Genomic DNA, 16,770 nt, shown 5'->3' with positions numbered 1-16,770 from the left:
TTTTTGCGTTCTTCTTCTTGTTCTCAGGAAGAAGAACCATAATAGAAGGAGGAATTTTTTATGCAAACCATTTTTTCCGGCATCCAGCCGAGCGGAACGATCACACTTGGCAATTATATCGGGGCAATGAAGCAATTCACGGAATTGCAGGATGAGTATAATTGCTATTTCTGCATCGTTGACCAGCATGCGATAACTGTACCCCAGGAACGGATGCAGCTCCGTAAAAATATCAAAAGCCTGGCAGCCTTGTACATCGCATCCGGAATTGATCCTGAAAAGGTTACACTTTTCATTCAATCAGAGGTTCCGGCACATGCTCAGGCTGGATGGATGATGCAATGTGTTGCTTATATCGGAGAACTTGAAAGAATGACCCAGTTCAAGGATAAGTCTTCTGGTAAAGAAGCAGTTTCAGCCGGCCTATTGACATACCCGCCCCTAATGGCAGCAGACATCCTTCTATATGGAACAGACCTGGTTCCTGTCGGAGAAGACCAAAAACAGCATCTTGAACTGACAAGAGACCTGGCTGAACGATTCAATAAAAAATATAATGACATCTTCACCATCCCTGAAGTCCGGATAGCAAAAGTTGGTGCAAGGGTAATGTCGCTCCAGGATCCATTGAAAAAAATGAGTAAGTCTGATCCGAACAATAAAGCTTTTATTTCAATGCTGGATGATCCAAAACAAATTGAAAAGAAAATCAAAAGTGCTGTTACTGATTCAGAAGGAATCGTGAAAAACGACAAAGAAAACAAACCCGGCATTTCCAATCTTCTTTCTATTTACTCCATTCTGACCGGCAAATCTGTTGCTGATCTTGAGAAGGAATATGAAGGAAAAGGTTACGGAGATTTCAAAGCAGACCTGGCAAAGGTTGTCGTGGATGTAATCGAACCCATTCAGAAAAAGTACTATGAATTGATCGATTCTCCTGAACTGGATGAAATTCTTGATAATGGCGCTGATAAAGCTAACCGGGTCGCAAACAAGATGGTCAAAAAAATGGAGAACGCAATGGGGCTTGGCCGCAAGAGAAAATAATCAGAAAAGGAGCTGGCATTTACCAGCTCCTTTTCAATTCAACCGTCTTATATGTAAAAAACAAAAAGAGCTGAGTACATCAGCTCCTAATTCACTTTCGGACCGTGCTCCATCTCCCATAATTTTTCGAAGAATGCCTGGCCTTTTATGATATTTTCACAGAACTTCTCATGCTTTCCTGACCAGCCGAATTTTGTCTCATCATATAGTCTTTCCCAAACATCTTCAAAGGAAAGCTGTTGAATCACTTCATATTGTTCAGGTTTCCATTCAGTGAACCAGTAGCGCACTTCAGCTACATTTTTTGAAGAGTTCAACTGGTCCATCGCCATGAACAACAACTGCTTCAATTGTCTTTCCTTCCGGGTCAATCCCCTCATTAAATCTGGTGATGGCGATAAGATATGGAAATCCTTCAGAGCAGTTTGGTCATTGAACCCATACTGAATCGTATCCTGATTTTCAATCATTTCATAAACTAGCTGTTCCTGTCTCGGAATCAGGCGGCTTTTGCGAATCGGGATATTGTAACCGATGGTGTCCACAGCAAGAATTCCTGTTCCATCAGAAACAACGAAACAATAATCAAGCTGCGTACGTTCATGGTTCTTCCTCAAGTATGCCTTGCGGTAAATGTCATCCAGAAGCTGTTGAGGCAACTCTGATAAATCGTTCTCAATGTAATTAAATAACAGATGGTCAATTTTCAGCAGCGGCACCTGGTCAAGGAGCTCTACTCCATCGTCCTTGCGCCACTCATGAAAGTGGCAGACATTATAGCCGTTCTCTTCCCCTTCGAACCAGTTTACCCAGACATCATGAAGATACAACATGATTTATAACCCCTCACTTCAAGAAACTGTTTGTCCATCAGTATGGGCAGCACTAAGTAAAATTATTCCTTAAAAGGAAGATCAATTTTCCTCATGATTATGCGGCCAGTATATACTTAACCAAATGATGCTAATTCCTGCAGGAAGAAGGTAACACTCCACCCTCCGCGATATAAACGCTAAATATTCATCTACTCCGTGACCAGCAGTAATCATATTCAAATATGCGATTGTGCTGATCCCCCCCGAAACAGCCAAACCAAAACCAATCGTCAAAACAAACAACCTAAAAATCATCAAATTGGCTCTTTTCACAATTGACATTCAGATCATGCAACCTACTCACCCCTGCCTGTCCATTTTTATCATATATATGAAGGAAGTTGGTTACGAAGTACTTTATGTTACTTCATATTTGGGATTTAGGAATATATTAAGGTTTTAAGGAATATCTGACTAATTCTAAGGAATAAAATCAGATTCTAAGGAATATCCGGGTCAAACTCAGGAATATATCAAGATTTTCAGGATTATCCCTTCTTTGTCAAAAAATCATCACAATAAACAATAGGAGTTAACAGCATTTTGGAGAATTATCTCCTATAAAATAAGAAAAGGAGTGATGAATTTGTTTTATAAAGACAGAGACATACCTTATAAATTGAAAGCTGAGGAGGCTTTAATGCGCCGGCTCAATGTAAATCACTCTAAGCTGCCCGTAATTGAAGAGGAATACAGAAAGAAACTGGCGGGAATAAGAGGTGAAAAAGAACTTGATTACCATTTATCGTGTCTTGCTAATAACTACCTAATCATCAATGACCTCAGGTTACAGCAAGGAGCCCACTTCTTTCAAATCGACTCCCTCCTGATTTCCCCCAAAGTCTCCTTTATAATTGATTCCAAGAATATTGCCGGAACAATTATTTTTGACCATGAATTCAATCAGTGCATACGGATCTTTAACGAAAAAGAAGAAGGAATCCGTGATCCCTTCACCCAGGTACAAAGACATATCAGATTATTATCACAGTGGCTTGATGAACATAAACTGCCAGCATTAAACCTCGAATATCTTGTTGCCATTTCAAGGCCTTCAACCATTATAAAATCCAAAGGAACTAACTCCTACAGTAACTTTCGAGTTGTGCATGCTGCCCACCTAATATCGAGGATTAGCGATTTAGAAAAAAGTTACCCAAAGGATCTTACCTCTATAAAAGAGATCAAAAAAATAGCAAAACAACTGGTGAAAAATCATGTTCCCCATAAACCAAATATATTAGATACATATTCAATCCACCCCAATGATGTGAAAAATGGGGTCCAATGCCCCCAATGCCATGCCATTCCTATGGATAAAGTCTATGGCAGCTGGTATTGCCCTCTTTGCCAAACTTCTTCTAAAACAGCCCACATTCCTGCATTAAGTGATTATTACTTCCTCTATGGCAGCACCATTACACTCAGCCAATTTTCTGATTTTTTATTGTTGCCAAAATCAAAAAGTAAATCCGCCTCGTCTTTTTTGATTTCACTCAACCTGCCCTGCTCAGGCTCTAAAAAGGGGAGGGTCTATGACCTCACCTCTCTGATCGAAAAATAGCCAAAATAAAAAATCTACCTGTGTATGGTAGATTTTTTAACGGCGTGATCTTGGATTCAATGCGTCCTTCAGGCCTTCACCTACGAAGTTGATGGACAAAATCGTCAGTGTGATGGCAAGGGCTGGCGGGATCCAAATCCACGGCTTTCCTTGTAATACGTCTGGTTCATTTGCGAATGCAAGCATGTTGCCCCAGCTTGGGATTTCAGATGGAACACCAAATCCGAGGAAGCTTAGTCCTGTTTCTGCGACAATCATGGAAGCAAACAAGATTGTTGCTTGCACGATGATAGTAGAAAGGACGTTTGGAAGCAGATGCTTTGTTATGACTTTAAATGGTGAACATCCGATGGAAATCGCAGCAAGAATGTATTCATTCTCTTTTTCAGCCAAAATCTTGCTTCGGACAATACGTGCTACCCCGCCCCAGCTCAGCAAGCTGATAACCATGATCAGGATAACAAGACCATTGATTTTACCATAGAAAATTGTAGCCAATACGATAACGAATACCAGGAACGGGAAGTTCAGGACAAAGTCTGTAAAACGCATCAGCATGCTGTCCACGATTCCGCCGAAATATCCAGCGATCGAACCTACAATTGTTCCAAAGATGATAACGAATAATGTACAGCTTATTCCGACTAGAAGGGATACCCTTCCGCCATACAATAATCTCGTGAAAACGTCCCGGCCATTTTTATCCGTTCCCAGCCAGTGCTCTGCGGATGGCTTAAGCGACATTTGACTGATATTGATTTTAGTGATATCGATCGTAGTGATGTATGGAGCCAGGAAAGAGACAACGGTAACGATGATCAAAAAGATCAGACTTGTCATCGCAAGCTTGTTCTTAATGAACTTCTTGCGAGCAATGGCCCAAGGAGACAAGCCTTTTTCCGGCTTCAGGTTTATCTGTGTATTTTTTGCTGTAGAAACTTCCATAGCCATCCTCCTTAATCCAGCCTGATCCTTGGATCAACAATTCCATATAGTATGTCTGCAACCAGGTTTCCAAACAAAGTCAAGAATGAGAACATCATAGTCAATGTCATGAGGACTGGATAGTCTCTTTGACTGACAGAGTTCAAGAATAATTGACCTATTCCAGGATAAGTGAAGATCGTCTCGGTGATGATTGCACCGCCAACGAGTGCTACGATATCAAATCCAAGGAAGGTAATCAGCGGGATGATTGAGTTACGTAAGATGTGCTGATTGTAGATTTTCTTTTCAGGTGTTCCTTTGGCTCTTGCCGTTCTTACAAAGTCCTTACGGCTGTTTTCTATAATGTCATTACGCAGGAATTGCGTATAGCTTGCAGTACTCAATAGACCTAAAACTAGTGCTGGTAAAAATACATGGTGTAGTCTGCTTAACCAATATGCAGCTGTTCCTTCTGTCGTGGATATATCAACCGATCCATTCGAAGGGAACCAGCCTAAGTTGAATGAAAAGAAATAGATTGCGAACACACCCGCAACGAATGAAGGCAGTGCCAACCCTATATAGTTTGCGGTGCCTATGACGTTGTCGCCGATTGTATACGGCTTTCTGCCGGCATAAATACCCATGATAAACGCTAGAATATAAGTGATTAGAATACTGGAGAAACCTAGAAAAATAGTGTTAGGCAAACGTTCACCAATGATTTCACTCGCCGGGATTTTATAGCGGGTCGATTTCCCGAAATCACCCTGCATGAAGTTTGAAATCCATGTGAAATACTGAATGTGGATTGGGTCATTGTAACCCAGCTTCTCGCGCATCTCTTCTATGTATGCCGGATCCGTGTTGTTCGGATCGATCTCCCCACTGAGTGAGTCCCCTGGCATAAGTTTCGCCAGGGAAAACACTACGATGGAGATAAGGAAAAGCATAGGAATCATTCCGAGTATGCGTCGTAAACTGTACTTAAGCATATGCATTCTCCTTAACTGAATAGGTGGTGCTCAATATTTATTGCTTGATCCACCATTCATGAGGTGAGTTAGAACCAGAAACGTCGAACTTAACGCCTTGAACACGCTTAGAAACAGCCATAACTTCTTCTAGTTCAAGGATTGGAAGTGCTGGTACTTCTTCGTTGAAAATCTTCTGCCAGTCAGCATATAGCTGCTTACGCTTTTCAGTGTCAGTTCCTACAACTTCTAGGTCAACAGCATCTTCAAGAAGCTTTTGAGCGTCGTCATTTACCCAGCGAGGATAGTTCCATACAGATTCAATGCCCCAAAGTGGCAGTGGATCCGGATCAGCGCCAGTTCCCCATCCGCCGTAGAATACTTCTAGAGCTGGGTCATCTTTTTCAAGTTGATCGTAGTAAAGGTTAACATCTGTCATTTGAAGCTCAGATTTCAAGCCAACTTCTTCCCAGTACTGAGTCATAGCTTTAGCACGTGCTTCGAAAGTTGGGTTGCCAGTTGCGTAGTGAGAGAACTTAACAGTGAACTTCTCGCCCTTTGGATCTTCACGGAAGCCGTCTCCGTCCTTATCAACATAACCAGCTTTATCAAGGATTTCTTTCGCTTTTTCTGGATCATATTCGTATTGGATCGGCATATCTTCGTTAGGTGCTGCAATCCAGTGAGAAGATGGGATTGGACGGTTAAGCGGCTTGCCTAATCCGCTGAAGAATGCATCTGTCCACGCTTGGCGGTCAATTGCAAACAGCATAGCCTGACGCAATTCTTTGCTTGCGTACTTATCCTTGTCCATTACGTTTTTCTTGCCATCGTATTTACCAAGTTTGAAACCAATATAGTAGTAAGATAAGCCAGGATATTTTACTACTTCAACATTGTCAAGTGCTTCAATTTCTGGAAGAACGGTTGGGTGGAATGGAGTCATGTCAAGTGTTCCATTCTTAAGTTCACCAGTTGTAAGTGAAGTATCGATAACTTTAACAATGATTTTTTCGATATGCGGCTTGCCTTTCCAGTAGTCTTCATTACGAGTAAGCTCTACTGATTCACCAGGGATAACCTTTGTCACTTTGTAAGCACCTGTTCCGACAGGCTTAGTGCGGACCTGCTCAGAAGCAGCCATATCCTTAGGATCGATTCCTTCGAATTCCTTGCGAGAAAGCGGGTAAGCCCAAACATTTTCAAGGTTGTTTACACGAGCTTTGTCAAACGTGATTTTCAAAGTATAGTCATCAACTACTTCAAGACCTGAGATTTTGTCAGCCTTGCCTTCGTTGTATTCCTTAGCACCTTCGATTGTGTTAACGTTAGACCAGCGCTGGTGTTCTCCACCAAGTTTAGCGATCGTTTCAAGAGCGAATACCCAGTCATTAACTGTTAGTTCTTCGCCATTATGCCATTTTACGCCTTTTTCAAATGTGAATGTGAAAACTTTATTGTCATCAGTTTTCCAGCTGGCAATGTTTGGCTCAGCCTTAAGGTTTTCATCATAGTCGATCAATGGATCATCGAAGAATGCGATGATGTCATCGTCTCCGTCAGCATCATAGAAGTTCCAGTTCAAAAGGCCTTTGAACTCAGAGCTTAGAGCGTAAGTCAATGTACCGCCATCCTGTGGCTTTCCTTCTTCAGCAGTGCCTTTTTCTCCGTCTTTCGGATCAGCAGTTGTCTTTTCTTTTTCTCCTCCGCTGCACGCAGCAAGGAATGTTGATAAAACCAGTACTAGCATAGCTAGCCAAAGCAATGGTTTCTTCATGGTTTTCCCCCCGTTTTTCTTTTATTTTTTGTAAAAATTATGCCCTAGTAAAGGTGGCAAGCAACTCGGTGTCCTGGCTTCACCTCCTTTAAAGCTGGCTTCACTTGGGAACACTCTGCCATCGCAGCCGGGCAGCGCGGATGGAATGGACATCCTGTGGGCGGGTTCAGTGGACTTGGCACATCCCCCTCAAGGACGATCCTTTCTTTTTTCCTACGCGGGTCTGGCATTGGAATGGCTGAGATCAAAGCCTGTGTATATGGGTGGAGCGGCTCAGCATACATGCTGTTGCGGTCAGCAATTTCAACCATATTGCCGAGATACATTACGCCGATCCGGTCACTCATATGTTTAACGACACTAAGGTCATGAGCGATAAATAAGAAAGTAAGATCAAATTCCTTCTGAAGTTCTTTCAAAAGATTGAGAACCTGGGATTGTACAGAAACGTCCAGGGCTGATACCGGCTCATCCGCAATGATGAGTTTCGGTCTTAACGCAAGCGCTCTGGCAATGCCGATCCTTTGTCTTTGTCCGCCGGAAAATTCGTGGGCGTATTTATAATAAGCATCTTCAGGAAGACCTACTTTGTTCAATAAATCCATTACCTCATCCTTCAAGTCCTTCATGCTGACATTCTTGAAGTTCCTGATTGGTTCGGAAACGATGTCGCCCACCATTTGCATCGGATTCAGCGAAGCATATGGATCTTGGAAAACCATTTGGATGTCCTGGCGGATTGCCTGGAGAGTTTTGCCTCTCAGTTTGGTGATATCCTTTCCTTCAAAAAGGATTTCTCCTTCTGTAGCATTCAACAGGCGGATGATTGTCCTTCCTGTTGTTGATTTGCCGCAGCCTGATTCTCCAACGAGTCCAAGTGTTTCACCCTTCTTGATTTCGAATGATACATTATCGACTGCCTTGACGTTGCCGATTGTACGTCTGAAGAAACCGCCTTTTACAGGATAGTAGGTTTTAAGATTCTTAATTTCCAGCAAATTCTCTTTTTCTACTATAGTTGTATTGCTCATTATGCCTTGACTCCTTCTTTTGGCATACTTGCTTCATATAGAATGCACGCCACTTCATGACCTTGTTCAACCTCTCCAAGCTGTGGAGTGATGCTTGTACACTCTGGCATTGCTTTTGGACAGCGGTTTGCAAAACGGCAACCGGTTGCAGGCATATTCTTAAGTGATGGGACAATTCCCTTGATTGAGCTTAATTCTTCTTTATCCTCATCCATTTTTGGAATAGCGCCCATCATCAGTTCAGTGTATGGATGCTTAGGGTTATAGAACAGTGTGTCAACATCTGCACGTTCAACGATCCTGCCCGCATACATAACGATAACCTCATCACACATTTCTGCGACGACGCCAAGATCGTGTGTGATCATAATAACGGACATATCATTTACTTCCTGGATGCTTTTGAGCAAGTCAAGAATCTGCGCCTGGACAGTTACATCCAATGCCGTAGTAGGCTCGTCCGCAATCAAAAGCTTAGGCTGGTTGGCAATCGCCATGGCGATCATGACCCTTTGTCTCATACCGCCGGACAATTGATGCGGATACTCATCAACAATCTTTTCCGGGCGTGAAATGCCGACGCTCTTCAATAATGCTACACTCTTCTGCCTTGCTTCTGCTTTCGAAATTTTTGTATGGTTGAACAGGACTTCCTGCAGCTGGAATCCTATCGTGAAAACTGGATTCATCGAAGTCATTGGTTCCTGGAAGATCATCGAAATATCACGGCCGCGGATTTTATTCATTTCTTTTTCTGACATCTTTTCAAGATGAACGCCTTCAAACACAATTTCGCCGCCGCGGATTTTGCCAACTCCTTTTGGAAGAAGCTGCATGACCGAAAGACTCATTACCGATTTCCCGCACCCTGATTCGCCAACAACCCCGACAATCTGTCTTGGTTTGACAGCAAAACTTACCTTATCTACAGCGTTATAATACTCACCATCAATATTAAATGCTGTTTCAAGGTTCTTGACCTCTAGCAAAGGTGCTTCGTTATGTATTGAATAGTTGCTCATTAGGACACCTTCTCACATTTAAATAATAAAATATTCTGCATATTCGATATATTTTAATAAAATGTTATTACAGTTTTATTACATTTGCAATACTTATTTTTCAATTGGGAAATTTATTACTTTTCAAAATTAATAAAAAACCCTAAAGTAATAGGGTTTTTTATAGTTAAATTAAATGTTAAAATTTTAGCAACTTTGTAAATTCATTTGCAGGAGAATAGAAGGATGCTTTTTCAGTAAAATTTCCGAGTTGCTTATATTGTTTTACAATTTCATAGCCCATGGCATAACCGAGGAGCCTTGGTTTGCTCCCCAACCCGAATAAAATTTGATCATGTTCACGGTCATTTCGGGTAAGTGACAGCTTTTTTTTAATCTCTTCGTCCCAAAATCCCGCTAATGTTTTTGTCGAATATCGCCTGCTCCAATCGCCTGTATATTCCTCACCGCAATAAGTGGCGACCGCATGCTCTGCCAGCCCTTCCAAAATGATTGAATCAAGCAGGGTATAATCAGCAGGACTTTTCTTTTGTGCCCGCATCCTGCATACGTGATGATATTCATGAACAAATAATGCTTCAAGTTCTTTTTCGTCTTCCAACGGAGTCAGGAAAATAAACATTTTATCAATAAAAGACAAGCCAGACTTCCCTTTGCCTTCTTTCATCAGCCTTGAATTGGAGACATCCATGGGAAAAATGAAAATCGGAATATCTGGACCTTTCCATTTCCGTTGGTATTTACGAAAAATCTTTTCAGTTGCTGACCAGAATTTTTCTGATTTTAGTTCCTCAAAAATCTTTTTGCTCCTTCGCTCCGGCTTGTACATGCCAAAGTTCTTTAAATAACTGTATACTTTTTTCGCATCAGCATCACCTTCAAAAAAAGCAAGCAGTTGTTCACATATAACCTGAGGCCTGTTGAAATCTGTTTCCAACCATTCATCCGTCCTGACTACCCCATCTTACTCCCTCCGAAGAAATCAACTTTACAGCTATACTATGAAGACCACAGCCAGCTGTTCTAGAATTCGTCTATTTCGGTGTGAAAATTTTCCCAACAAAAAAACCAGGGTAATCCTGGCTCTGCTAACACTTGCAAATAATTGTAGTTGTACTTATTTTCTTAAACTATTCATTAATCTTCGGATCTAACGCATCCCTCAGTCCATCCCCGACAAAGTTGAAGCAAATGACAGTGAGAAGAATCATTAATCCCGGTGCAAGCGGGTACCACCATGATTTTAAGAGGATTGTGAAGTTCTGTGCGTCCTGGAGCATATTCCCCCAGCTTGCATGCGGCGGCTGAATGCCCAGGCCCAAATAGCTCAATCCCGATTCGGCCAGGATAACATAACCTACTGACAATGTGGCCGAGACGATGATTGGTCCCATGGCATTCGGCAGGATATGGGAGAAAATGATTGAAGGCGTTTTTGTTCCAATTGTTTTGGATGCAAGTACAAACTCTCTCGACCTTAACGAAAGGAATTCACCTCTTACCAATCGAGCGGTAGTTGTCCACCCTAATAGCGCGAAGATCAGAATCAGCTTATCTACTCCCGGCTTGAAGATCGTGACCAATGTAATCAATAAGAATATGGATGGAATCGAAAGGATGATATCGACGAATCTCATGATCATCGCATCAACAATCCCGCCTACATAGCCTGCTACTGCTCCAAGGAAGGTTCCGATTGTAATCGATCCAAGCACTGAGGCGAAACCGACCAATAAAGAGATCCTGGCTCCAAATAATAGTCTTGAAAAAACATCCCTGCCAAACCTGTCTGTCCCAAGCCAGTGCTCACTGTTCGGCGCCTGCAGTTTTAGCAGCAGGTTTTGTTTGGAAGGTGAAAACGGGGCGATCACTGGCGCTAACAGTGCAGCAGTTATGATGGCGATCAGGAAAATGCCGCCGAAAATGGCTAGCTTGTTTTTCATGAACTTCCTGACAATGATCCCAAGCATTGTATCATGCGAGGTGTTGACACCGTGCATTTCCAGACTGCCAGATTTATTTCCAGCTAGATTTGTATTTGCCATGTTTACCTCCCCTTAATACTCGATCCTTGGATCAAAAATTGCGTACAGGATATCGGCGATCAAATTCCCAATGACGACAAACACTGCCGAGATGACGGTGAGCCCCATAATCACCGGGTAATCCCGCTGGAATGCAGAATCCACGAATAACAAGCCAATCCCTGGCCAGGTAAAGATTTTTTCAACAATGACAGCTCCCCCAATGAAGGAAGGAATCATCAGCCCAAAAATGGTGATGACTGGGATCAGGCCATTTCGAAGCCCGTGTTTGTAGATGACTTTGTTTTCCTTGAAGCCCTTTGCTCTCGCAGTCCTCATATAATCCTGCTTGATCACTTCCATCATGCTAGACCTGGTATAACGTGTCAGCCCTGCCATATCGGCAGCGGCTAAAACAAATGCTGGCATGATTAAGTGGTGGATCCTGTCCCATAGACTGAAAGGAGCATTCAGGGTTGCGACCCCTCCTGTCGGGAACCAATTATTCTGGACGGCAAAAACCATGATCAGGATCAAGCCGAGGAAAAAGTTTGGTGTTGCGACGCCGAGGAATGATGTAATGGTCACTGAATAGTCGAGCTTTGAATACGGTCTGGTTGCCGATATGACTCCAAATGGAATTGAAATCAACAATGCCAGCAATGTCGAAACGACCATTAATAAAATGGTATTCGGCATCCTGTTCATGATCATTTCTATGACAGGAACACCTTTGCGGATCAGTGAAGTACCAAAGTCACCTTGAAGCATGGCTCCCAGCCATTTCAAATACTGGATATGAATAGGGTCATTAAGACCGTATCTTTCCATGAACCTGGCCTTGTCCTCAGGGCTGATGGTCGGATCCATCATCAAGCTGGCAGGATCCCCGGGGGCCAGCTTCATGATGGCAAAAGAGACAATCGTAATGCCCAGCAGCAAAGGAATGGCCATCAGTATTCGGCGAATGATATAAGATAGCATGGCAATTCTCCTTTAAAAATTAAGAGATTATAAGAAAAGTGCAAGCGCCTTGATCTGCCCCGACAAGCGCTGGAGGGCCTGGCAGTGAAGTCGCTCTTTGACTTCATTGCCAGGACCGAAGCGTCTCGAGGGGCAAGGCGCTGGAGCTGGACAATGAAAAGCGCAAGCGCCTTGGTCTGCCCCGACAAGCGCTGCCCGCCTAAAAACGCCACGTCCTGTGGCTGGCGGGTCTAGCACCTCGTGTGCCACGGAGGGCCGACCACTGAAGTCGTTCTTTGACTTCATTGGGCGGACCGAAGCGACTCGAGGGGCAAGGCGCTGGAGCTGGACAATGAAAAGCGCAAGCACCTTGGTCTGCCCCGACAAGCGCTGCCCGCCTAAAAACGCCACGTCCTGTGACTGGCGGTTCTAGCACATCGTGTGCCACGGAAGGCTGACCACTGAAGTCGTTCTTTGACTTCATTGGGCGGAAGAAAACGCCTCGGTAACTGGCGGCACTTAAAATCTGAAAGGGAAGGGACACTCCCTTCCCCCCCATCCTGATCCTATTTTTTCAGCCACCACTTGGAGATTTCATAAAAATCATCCTTCGCGTGGAATACATAGCCTTCCAGATTCGCAGGCATGACCCTGTGTACATTTGGATAGTACAGGAATGTGTATGGCTGGTCTTCTGCCAGCATCTTATAAATTTCGGCATACGCTGCTTTGTACTCATCCTGGTCAAGGATTTGCTTCGCTTCTTCCATCAGCTTATCTGCCTCAGGGTTTGAGTACCAGACGAAGTTCAAGCCTTCTTTCATCTGGCTAGAGTGGAAAATATCATACTGATCCGGGAATGTTGACAGACTCCATCCAAGTACAAGTGCGTCGTAATTCCAGTTTGGCGCAGAAATTTGCTCGATGAATGCGCTCCATTCAACAATTTCCGGCTTGGCTTCGATTCCGACTTCCTTCAGCTGCTCTTGTAGAACCACGACAATATCTTCCCTTACTTTGTTACCCTGGTTTGTTTTTACCGTGAAAGAGAATTTCTTGCCGTCCTTATCGAGGATTCCATCACCATCTGTGTCCTTCCAGCCAGCTTCGGCTAGTAATGATTTTGCTTTCTCGACGTCATATCCAAATTTCGGAACATCGTCATTGTATGCAAATGAAAGTGGGCTCTCTGGAACATCAGCGACTTTACCGTCACCGTTCATGACAGAATTTACGATTGCTTCCCTGTCGATTGCGTGTGTAATTGCCTGTCGGACTTTTTTATCTTTGAACAGATCATTCTTCTGGTTGTATCCCAGATATGTGTAGGAAAGAGCAAGGCCTGACTCAACCTTCACACCAGGGAATGACTTGACTGTTTCAATATCAGTTCCAGGAACACCAGCTGCAAAATGAATATCTCCAGCCTGGATTTGCGCGATCATGGCATCCATATCAGGAACGATTTTATAGGTGAGCGTATCAAGGTATGGACGGCCTTTGAAGTAGTCATCGAAGGCTTCAACCTTTACATACTCTCCGTCTTTCCATTCAACGAATTTGAATGGACCAGTACCAATTGGACTTTTCGTATTGAATTCATGCTCACCAAGTTCGGCAACCGGTACATCTTTCAGGATGTGTTCTGGCAGGATATAGTAGCTCAGTGAAACCGGATAGAAAGAAGCATCTTTCTTGCTCAGTTTGAACTCGACCGTATAATCATCAATTTTTTTGACAGATTCCATTGATTCGAAAGCTGATCCGCGCTCGCCGTTATAATCCGGGTTTTTCGGGATGCTGAACGTGAACACTACATCATCAGCAGTGAACTCTTCTCCGTCGTGCCATTTGATGCCCTTTTTCAATTTCGCTGTAAAGGTCAGGCCATCGTCAGAGATATCGATCGACTCTGCCATGCTCATAGTCGGATTGAATTCAGTATCCGATGACACCAGGCTGTCATAAATGAAACCTTCAATGTCCGAACTGGATGTATCAGTTGAATAAAGTGGGTTGAAAACGGTAGGCGCACCAGTGGAACCAATGATCAAATCCCCGCCCTGCTGCGGTCCTGAAGCTTCCTCTTCTTTCTTGCCATCATCTCCAGGAGTTTCTTTAGGATCCTCAGCTGAATTTCCTGTACATGCAGTCAGGAAAATCGACAGGATCAGGGTAAGACTGATTAATAACCATGAAGCTTTTCTTAATTTCACATCATTTCCCCCTTAAATTTTTACTGATTTTCTAGATAAGCAGAAAGGTATACCTATCTCCCCCCTTCAGTTTCTGCAGCTGCCCTATGTATATAGATGGCAGGCAACAAAATGGTTGTTCCTGACTTCTTTGAATTCAGGATCCACTTGTCTGCAAAGGTCAAATGCAGCTGGACACCTTGTATGGAATACACACCCTTTGGGCGGATTCGATGGACTCGGAAGCTCGCCTTTCAAGATGATGCGCTCTCGCTTCATGACACCTTTCTTTCTAGGAACCGGAACAGCTGACAAGAGTGCCTGTGTATATGGATGCAGCGGTTCTGAATACAGGTCTTTTTTTGCAGCGAGTTCCATCATTTTTCCTAGATACATGACACCAACCCTGTCACTAATATGTCTGACAACACTTAGGTCATGGGAGATAAAAATATAAGTAAGCCCAAATTCCTCCTGAAGGTCTTCCATCAGATTAATGATTTGTGCTTGAATGGAAACATCCAGGGCAGAAACAGCTTCATCGGCTATAATCAATTCCGGGTTCAATGCCAGTGTTCGGGCTATTCCAATTCTCTGGCGCTGCCCCCCGGAAAATTCATGGGGATAACGATTGATAAACGAAGCATTTAGTCCTACCTTTTCCAATAAGCTCTCAACATGAATGTCCCTCTCTTTGCTCTTATACAATTGATGGGTATCAAGAGGCTCCCTGATGATTGATCTCAATGTTTTTCTCGGATTAAGCGAAGCGAATGGATCCTGGAAGATCATTTGTATATTTTTGCGTACATCCCTTCTCAGGTCACTCTCCGAAAGATGGGAGATATCCTTGCCGTTGAAAATGATTTTTCCATTGGTAGGTTCATAGAGCCGTATAATCGTCCTGCCGACAGTAGATTTGCCACAGCCTGATTCTCCTACAATTCCAAGAGTCTCTCCTTTATTCACCTTCAAATTTATTCCGTCAACCGCTTTTATATGACCAACTGTCTTTTGCAATAGTCCTGCTTTAATAGGAAAGTGCTTTTTCAAATCTTGTAATTCAAGCAAGGTTTCGGAGCTATCTTGTTTTGATTTGTTTTCCAGTGATTCCTTGGCTGCAATCATTTCTCCACCTCCTTGCTTTCATGTAAAAAGCACCTTACAGACCGTGTGCTATATTTCCTCACAAGACTTGGCATTTCACTGAAACAGCGGTCAAAGGCACGTGGGCATCGAGGAGCAAAACGGCAGCCTTTTGGCAGATTCTCGGGTGAAGGTACATTTCCTTCTATTGACACAAGCCGGGCGTGGTCCTCGTCTACCGACGGGATGGAACCCATCAGGCCCTCAGTGTATGGATGCAGTGGATTTTCAAACAGGTCCTCCACGATTGCTTGCTCCACAACCTGGCCCGCGTACATGACGACAACCCGGTCTGCGACTTCGGAAACCACTCCAAGATCATGGGTAATGATCAGGATCGAGGTATCGAATTTTGTGCTCAAATCCTTCATCAGATCCAGGATCTGCGCCTGGATTGTCACGTCCAAAGCTGTAGTTGGCTCATCCGCAATCAAAAGCTTTGGGTTGCAGCTCATGGCCATCGCAATCATCACCCGCTGGCGCATTCCTCCCGAAAGCCGGTGGGGATAATCATTGATAATTTCCTTCGCCCGTGAAAATCCAACGAGTTCCAGCATCTCGATGGCTTTTTGCTTCGCCATTGCCTGATTCAATCCCTGATGGTATGTCAGGACTTCTGTTATTTGTTCACCGATGGTAAGCACAGGATTCAGTGAAGTCATCGGTTCCTGAAAAATCATCGAAATGTCATTGCCTCGGATTTTGCACATTTCGTCCTCTGTGGCCATCACAAGGTCCCGCCCATCAAAATGGATCTGCCCGTCCACAATTTCCCCGGGCGGGCTAGGAATCAATCGCATGATTGATAGAGATGTAATGCTTTTGCCGGATCCCGATTCTCCCACCAAAGCGACAGTTTCCCCTTTATTGATGACAAGGTCCACTCCGTCCACAGCAGGAATCACTGTCTTTTTTCTTTTAAAATAGGTTTTTAGGTTCTTTAGCTCCAATAAGGCTGTCACGTTTCTTGCACACCGCCCATCCCAAGAAATTAATAGTAAAAGAAGACACTATCGGCCTGAATAAAACATTCTGATAATTATTAATTATTAGGAACATGGTACTTTTATTACACTTTCATTACTTTTTTTGAAAGGATCTTTTGATAGCAATGCTGCTTTCTTCATGAAACTAAAGAGTATTGAGGCAAATTCTAGTATGAGGGGAAGAAGTTTTATAAGAGTGTAATTAGCCCCTAAATGGAATTCTCATGGGCATAGGA

Annotated in this window: 15 protein-coding genes; 2 read left to right on the top strand and 13 right to left on the bottom strand. The window is 43.4% G+C overall.

What is annotated here, in order from left to right; genetic code table 11:
• The first annotated feature begins 60 nt into the window (after positions 1-60).
• Positions 61-1,050, top strand: a complete 990-nt coding sequence (gene trpS / locus QNH36_RS07285) for a tryptophan--tRNA ligase (RefSeq protein ID WP_144474556.1) — start codon at positions 61-63, stop codon at positions 1,048-1,050.
• Positions 1,051-1,136: 86 nt separating this feature from the next.
• Here trpS and QNH36_RS07280 read toward each other — a convergent pair whose 3' ends face one another.
• Positions 1,137-1,883: a YjbA family protein gene (locus QNH36_RS07280; RefSeq protein WP_144474555.1), complete on the bottom strand. Its 747-nt coding sequence runs from the start codon at positions 1,881-1,883 to the stop codon at positions 1,137-1,139.
• An 81-nt stretch (positions 1,884-1,964) separates the two neighbouring features.
• Positions 1,965-2,207 carry a YuzI family membrane protein gene (locus tag QNH36_RS07275; RefSeq protein ID WP_260983500.1) on the bottom strand — a complete coding sequence of 81 codons (243 nt, stop codon included), beginning with the start codon at positions 2,205-2,207 and terminating at the stop codon, positions 1,965-1,967.
• Between the two features lie 304 nt (positions 2,208-2,511).
• Here QNH36_RS07275 and QNH36_RS07270 point away from each other — a divergent pair, with 304 nt between their 5' ends.
• Positions 2,512-3,489 (top strand): nuclease-related domain-containing protein, encoded by a 978-nt coding sequence (locus QNH36_RS07270; protein WP_283905006.1) that lies wholly within the window; start codon positions 2,512-2,514, stop codon positions 3,487-3,489.
• Positions 3,490-3,525: 36 nt separating this feature from the next.
• Here QNH36_RS07270 and opp4C (QNH36_RS07265) read toward each other — a convergent pair whose 3' ends face one another.
• From opp4C (QNH36_RS07265) to QNH36_RS07215, 11 genes are all read right to left on the bottom strand, one after another.
• The gene (opp4C, locus tag QNH36_RS07265) at positions 3,526-4,434 is read right to left on the bottom strand and encodes an oligopeptide ABC transporter permease (RefSeq protein WP_144474554.1); all 909 of its coding nucleotides are present in this window, start codon (positions 4,432-4,434) and stop codon (positions 3,526-3,528) included.
• 11 nt (positions 4,435-4,445) lie between these two features.
• Positions 4,446-5,411 carry an oligopeptide ABC transporter permease gene (gene opp4B / locus QNH36_RS07260; RefSeq protein WP_144474553.1) on the bottom strand — a complete coding sequence of 322 codons (966 nt, stop codon included), beginning with the start codon at positions 5,409-5,411 and terminating at the stop codon, positions 4,446-4,448.
• A 37-nt stretch (positions 5,412-5,448) separates the two neighbouring features.
• The gene (gene opp4A / locus QNH36_RS07255; RefSeq protein ID WP_144474552.1) at positions 5,449-7,167 is read right to left on the bottom strand and encodes an oligopeptide ABC transporter substrate-binding protein; all 1,719 of its coding nucleotides are present in this window, start codon (positions 7,165-7,167) and stop codon (positions 5,449-5,451) included.
• Positions 7,168-7,211: 44 nt separating this feature from the next.
• On the bottom strand, positions 7,212-8,198 hold the full coding sequence (locus QNH36_RS07250; protein WP_251544114.1) for an ABC transporter ATP-binding protein: 987 nt from the start codon (positions 8,196-8,198) through the stop codon (positions 7,212-7,214).
• The gene (locus tag QNH36_RS07245; protein WP_251544115.1) at positions 8,198-9,220 is read right to left on the bottom strand and encodes an ABC transporter ATP-binding protein; all 1,023 of its coding nucleotides are present in this window, start codon (positions 9,218-9,220) and stop codon (positions 8,198-8,200) included. Before QNH36_RS07245 ends, QNH36_RS07250 begins: the two co-directional genes overlap by 1 nt.
• 178 nt (positions 9,221-9,398) lie before the next feature.
• Positions 9,399-10,157 (bottom strand): DUF2268 domain-containing putative Zn-dependent protease, encoded by a 759-nt coding sequence (locus tag QNH36_RS07240; RefSeq protein WP_251544117.1) that lies wholly within the window; start codon positions 10,155-10,157, stop codon positions 9,399-9,401.
• Positions 10,158-10,350: 193 nt separating this feature from the next.
• Positions 10,351-11,220, bottom strand: coding sequence for an oligopeptide ABC transporter permease (gene opp4C, locus QNH36_RS07235; protein ID WP_144474980.1), 870 nt, complete (start codon positions 11,218-11,220; stop codon positions 10,351-10,353).
• 57 nt (positions 11,221-11,277) lie between these two features.
• The gene (locus QNH36_RS07230) at positions 11,278-12,228 is read right to left on the bottom strand and encodes an ABC transporter permease (protein WP_144474548.1); all 951 of its coding nucleotides are present in this window, start codon (positions 12,226-12,228) and stop codon (positions 11,278-11,280) included.
• Between the two features lie 545 nt (positions 12,229-12,773).
• On the bottom strand, positions 12,774-14,423 hold the full coding sequence (locus QNH36_RS07225; protein WP_144474547.1) for a peptide-binding protein: 1,650 nt from the start codon (positions 14,421-14,423) through the stop codon (positions 12,774-12,776).
• Between the two features lie 84 nt (positions 14,424-14,507).
• Positions 14,508-15,530, bottom strand: a complete 1,023-nt coding sequence (locus QNH36_RS07220; RefSeq protein ID WP_283905005.1) for an ABC transporter ATP-binding protein — start codon at positions 15,528-15,530, stop codon at positions 14,508-14,510.
• On the bottom strand, positions 15,527-16,510 hold the full coding sequence (locus tag QNH36_RS07215) for an ABC transporter ATP-binding protein (RefSeq protein WP_283905004.1): 984 nt from the start codon (positions 16,508-16,510) through the stop codon (positions 15,527-15,529). The genes QNH36_RS07220 and QNH36_RS07215 overlap by 4 nt, the downstream gene beginning before the upstream one ends.
• Positions 16,511-16,770: the final 260 nt, after the last annotated feature.

The organism is Mesobacillus sp. AQ2, from assembly GCF_030122805.1.
GTDB classification, from domain to species: Bacteria; Bacillota; Bacilli; order Bacillales; family Cytobacillaceae; genus Mesobacillus; species Mesobacillus oceanisediminis_A.
The sequence above is the reverse complement of the archived record's forward strand: the minus strand, read 5'-3'. Positions and strand labels throughout refer to the sequence as shown.

Bases quoted from the DNA above. Each gene is read 5' to 3' on its own strand.
- opp4A (WP_144474552.1), bottom strand. From the start codon at position 7,167: ATGAAGAAACCATTGCTTTGGCTAGCTATGCTAGTACTGGTTTTATCA.
- QNH36_RS07245 (WP_251544115.1), bottom strand. From the start codon at position 9,220: ATGAGCAACTATTCAATACATAACGAAGCACCTTTGCTAGAGGTCAAG.
- opp4C (WP_144474554.1), bottom strand. From the start codon at position 4,434: ATGGAAGTTTCTACAGCAAAAAATACACAGATAAACCTGAAGCCGGAA.
- QNH36_RS07220 (WP_283905005.1), bottom strand. From the start codon at position 15,530: ATGATTGCAGCCAAGGAATCACTGGAAAACAAATCAAAACAAGATAGC.
- opp4B (WP_144474553.1), bottom strand. From the start codon at position 5,411: ATGCTTAAGTACAGTTTACGACGCATACTCGGAATGATTCCTATGCTT.
- QNH36_RS07280 (WP_144474555.1), bottom strand. From the start codon at position 1,883: ATGTTGTATCTTCATGATGTCTGGGTAAACTGGTTCGAAGGGGAAGAG.
- QNH36_RS07250 (WP_251544114.1), bottom strand. From the start codon at position 8,198: ATGAGCAATACAACTATAGTAGAAAAAGAGAATTTGCTGGAAATTAAG.
- QNH36_RS07230 (WP_144474548.1), bottom strand. From the start codon at position 12,228: ATGCTATCTTATATCATTCGCCGAATACTGATGGCCATTCCTTTGCTG.
- opp4C (WP_144474980.1), bottom strand. From the start codon at position 11,220: ATGCACGGTGTCAACACCTCGCATGATACAATGCTTGGGATCATTGTC.
- trpS (WP_144474556.1), top strand. From the start codon at position 61: ATGCAAACCATTTTTTCCGGCATCCAGCCGAGCGGAACGATCACACTT.
- QNH36_RS07275 (WP_260983500.1), bottom strand. From the start codon at position 2,207: ATGTCAATTGTGAAAAGAGCCAATTTGATGATTTTTAGGTTGTTTGTT.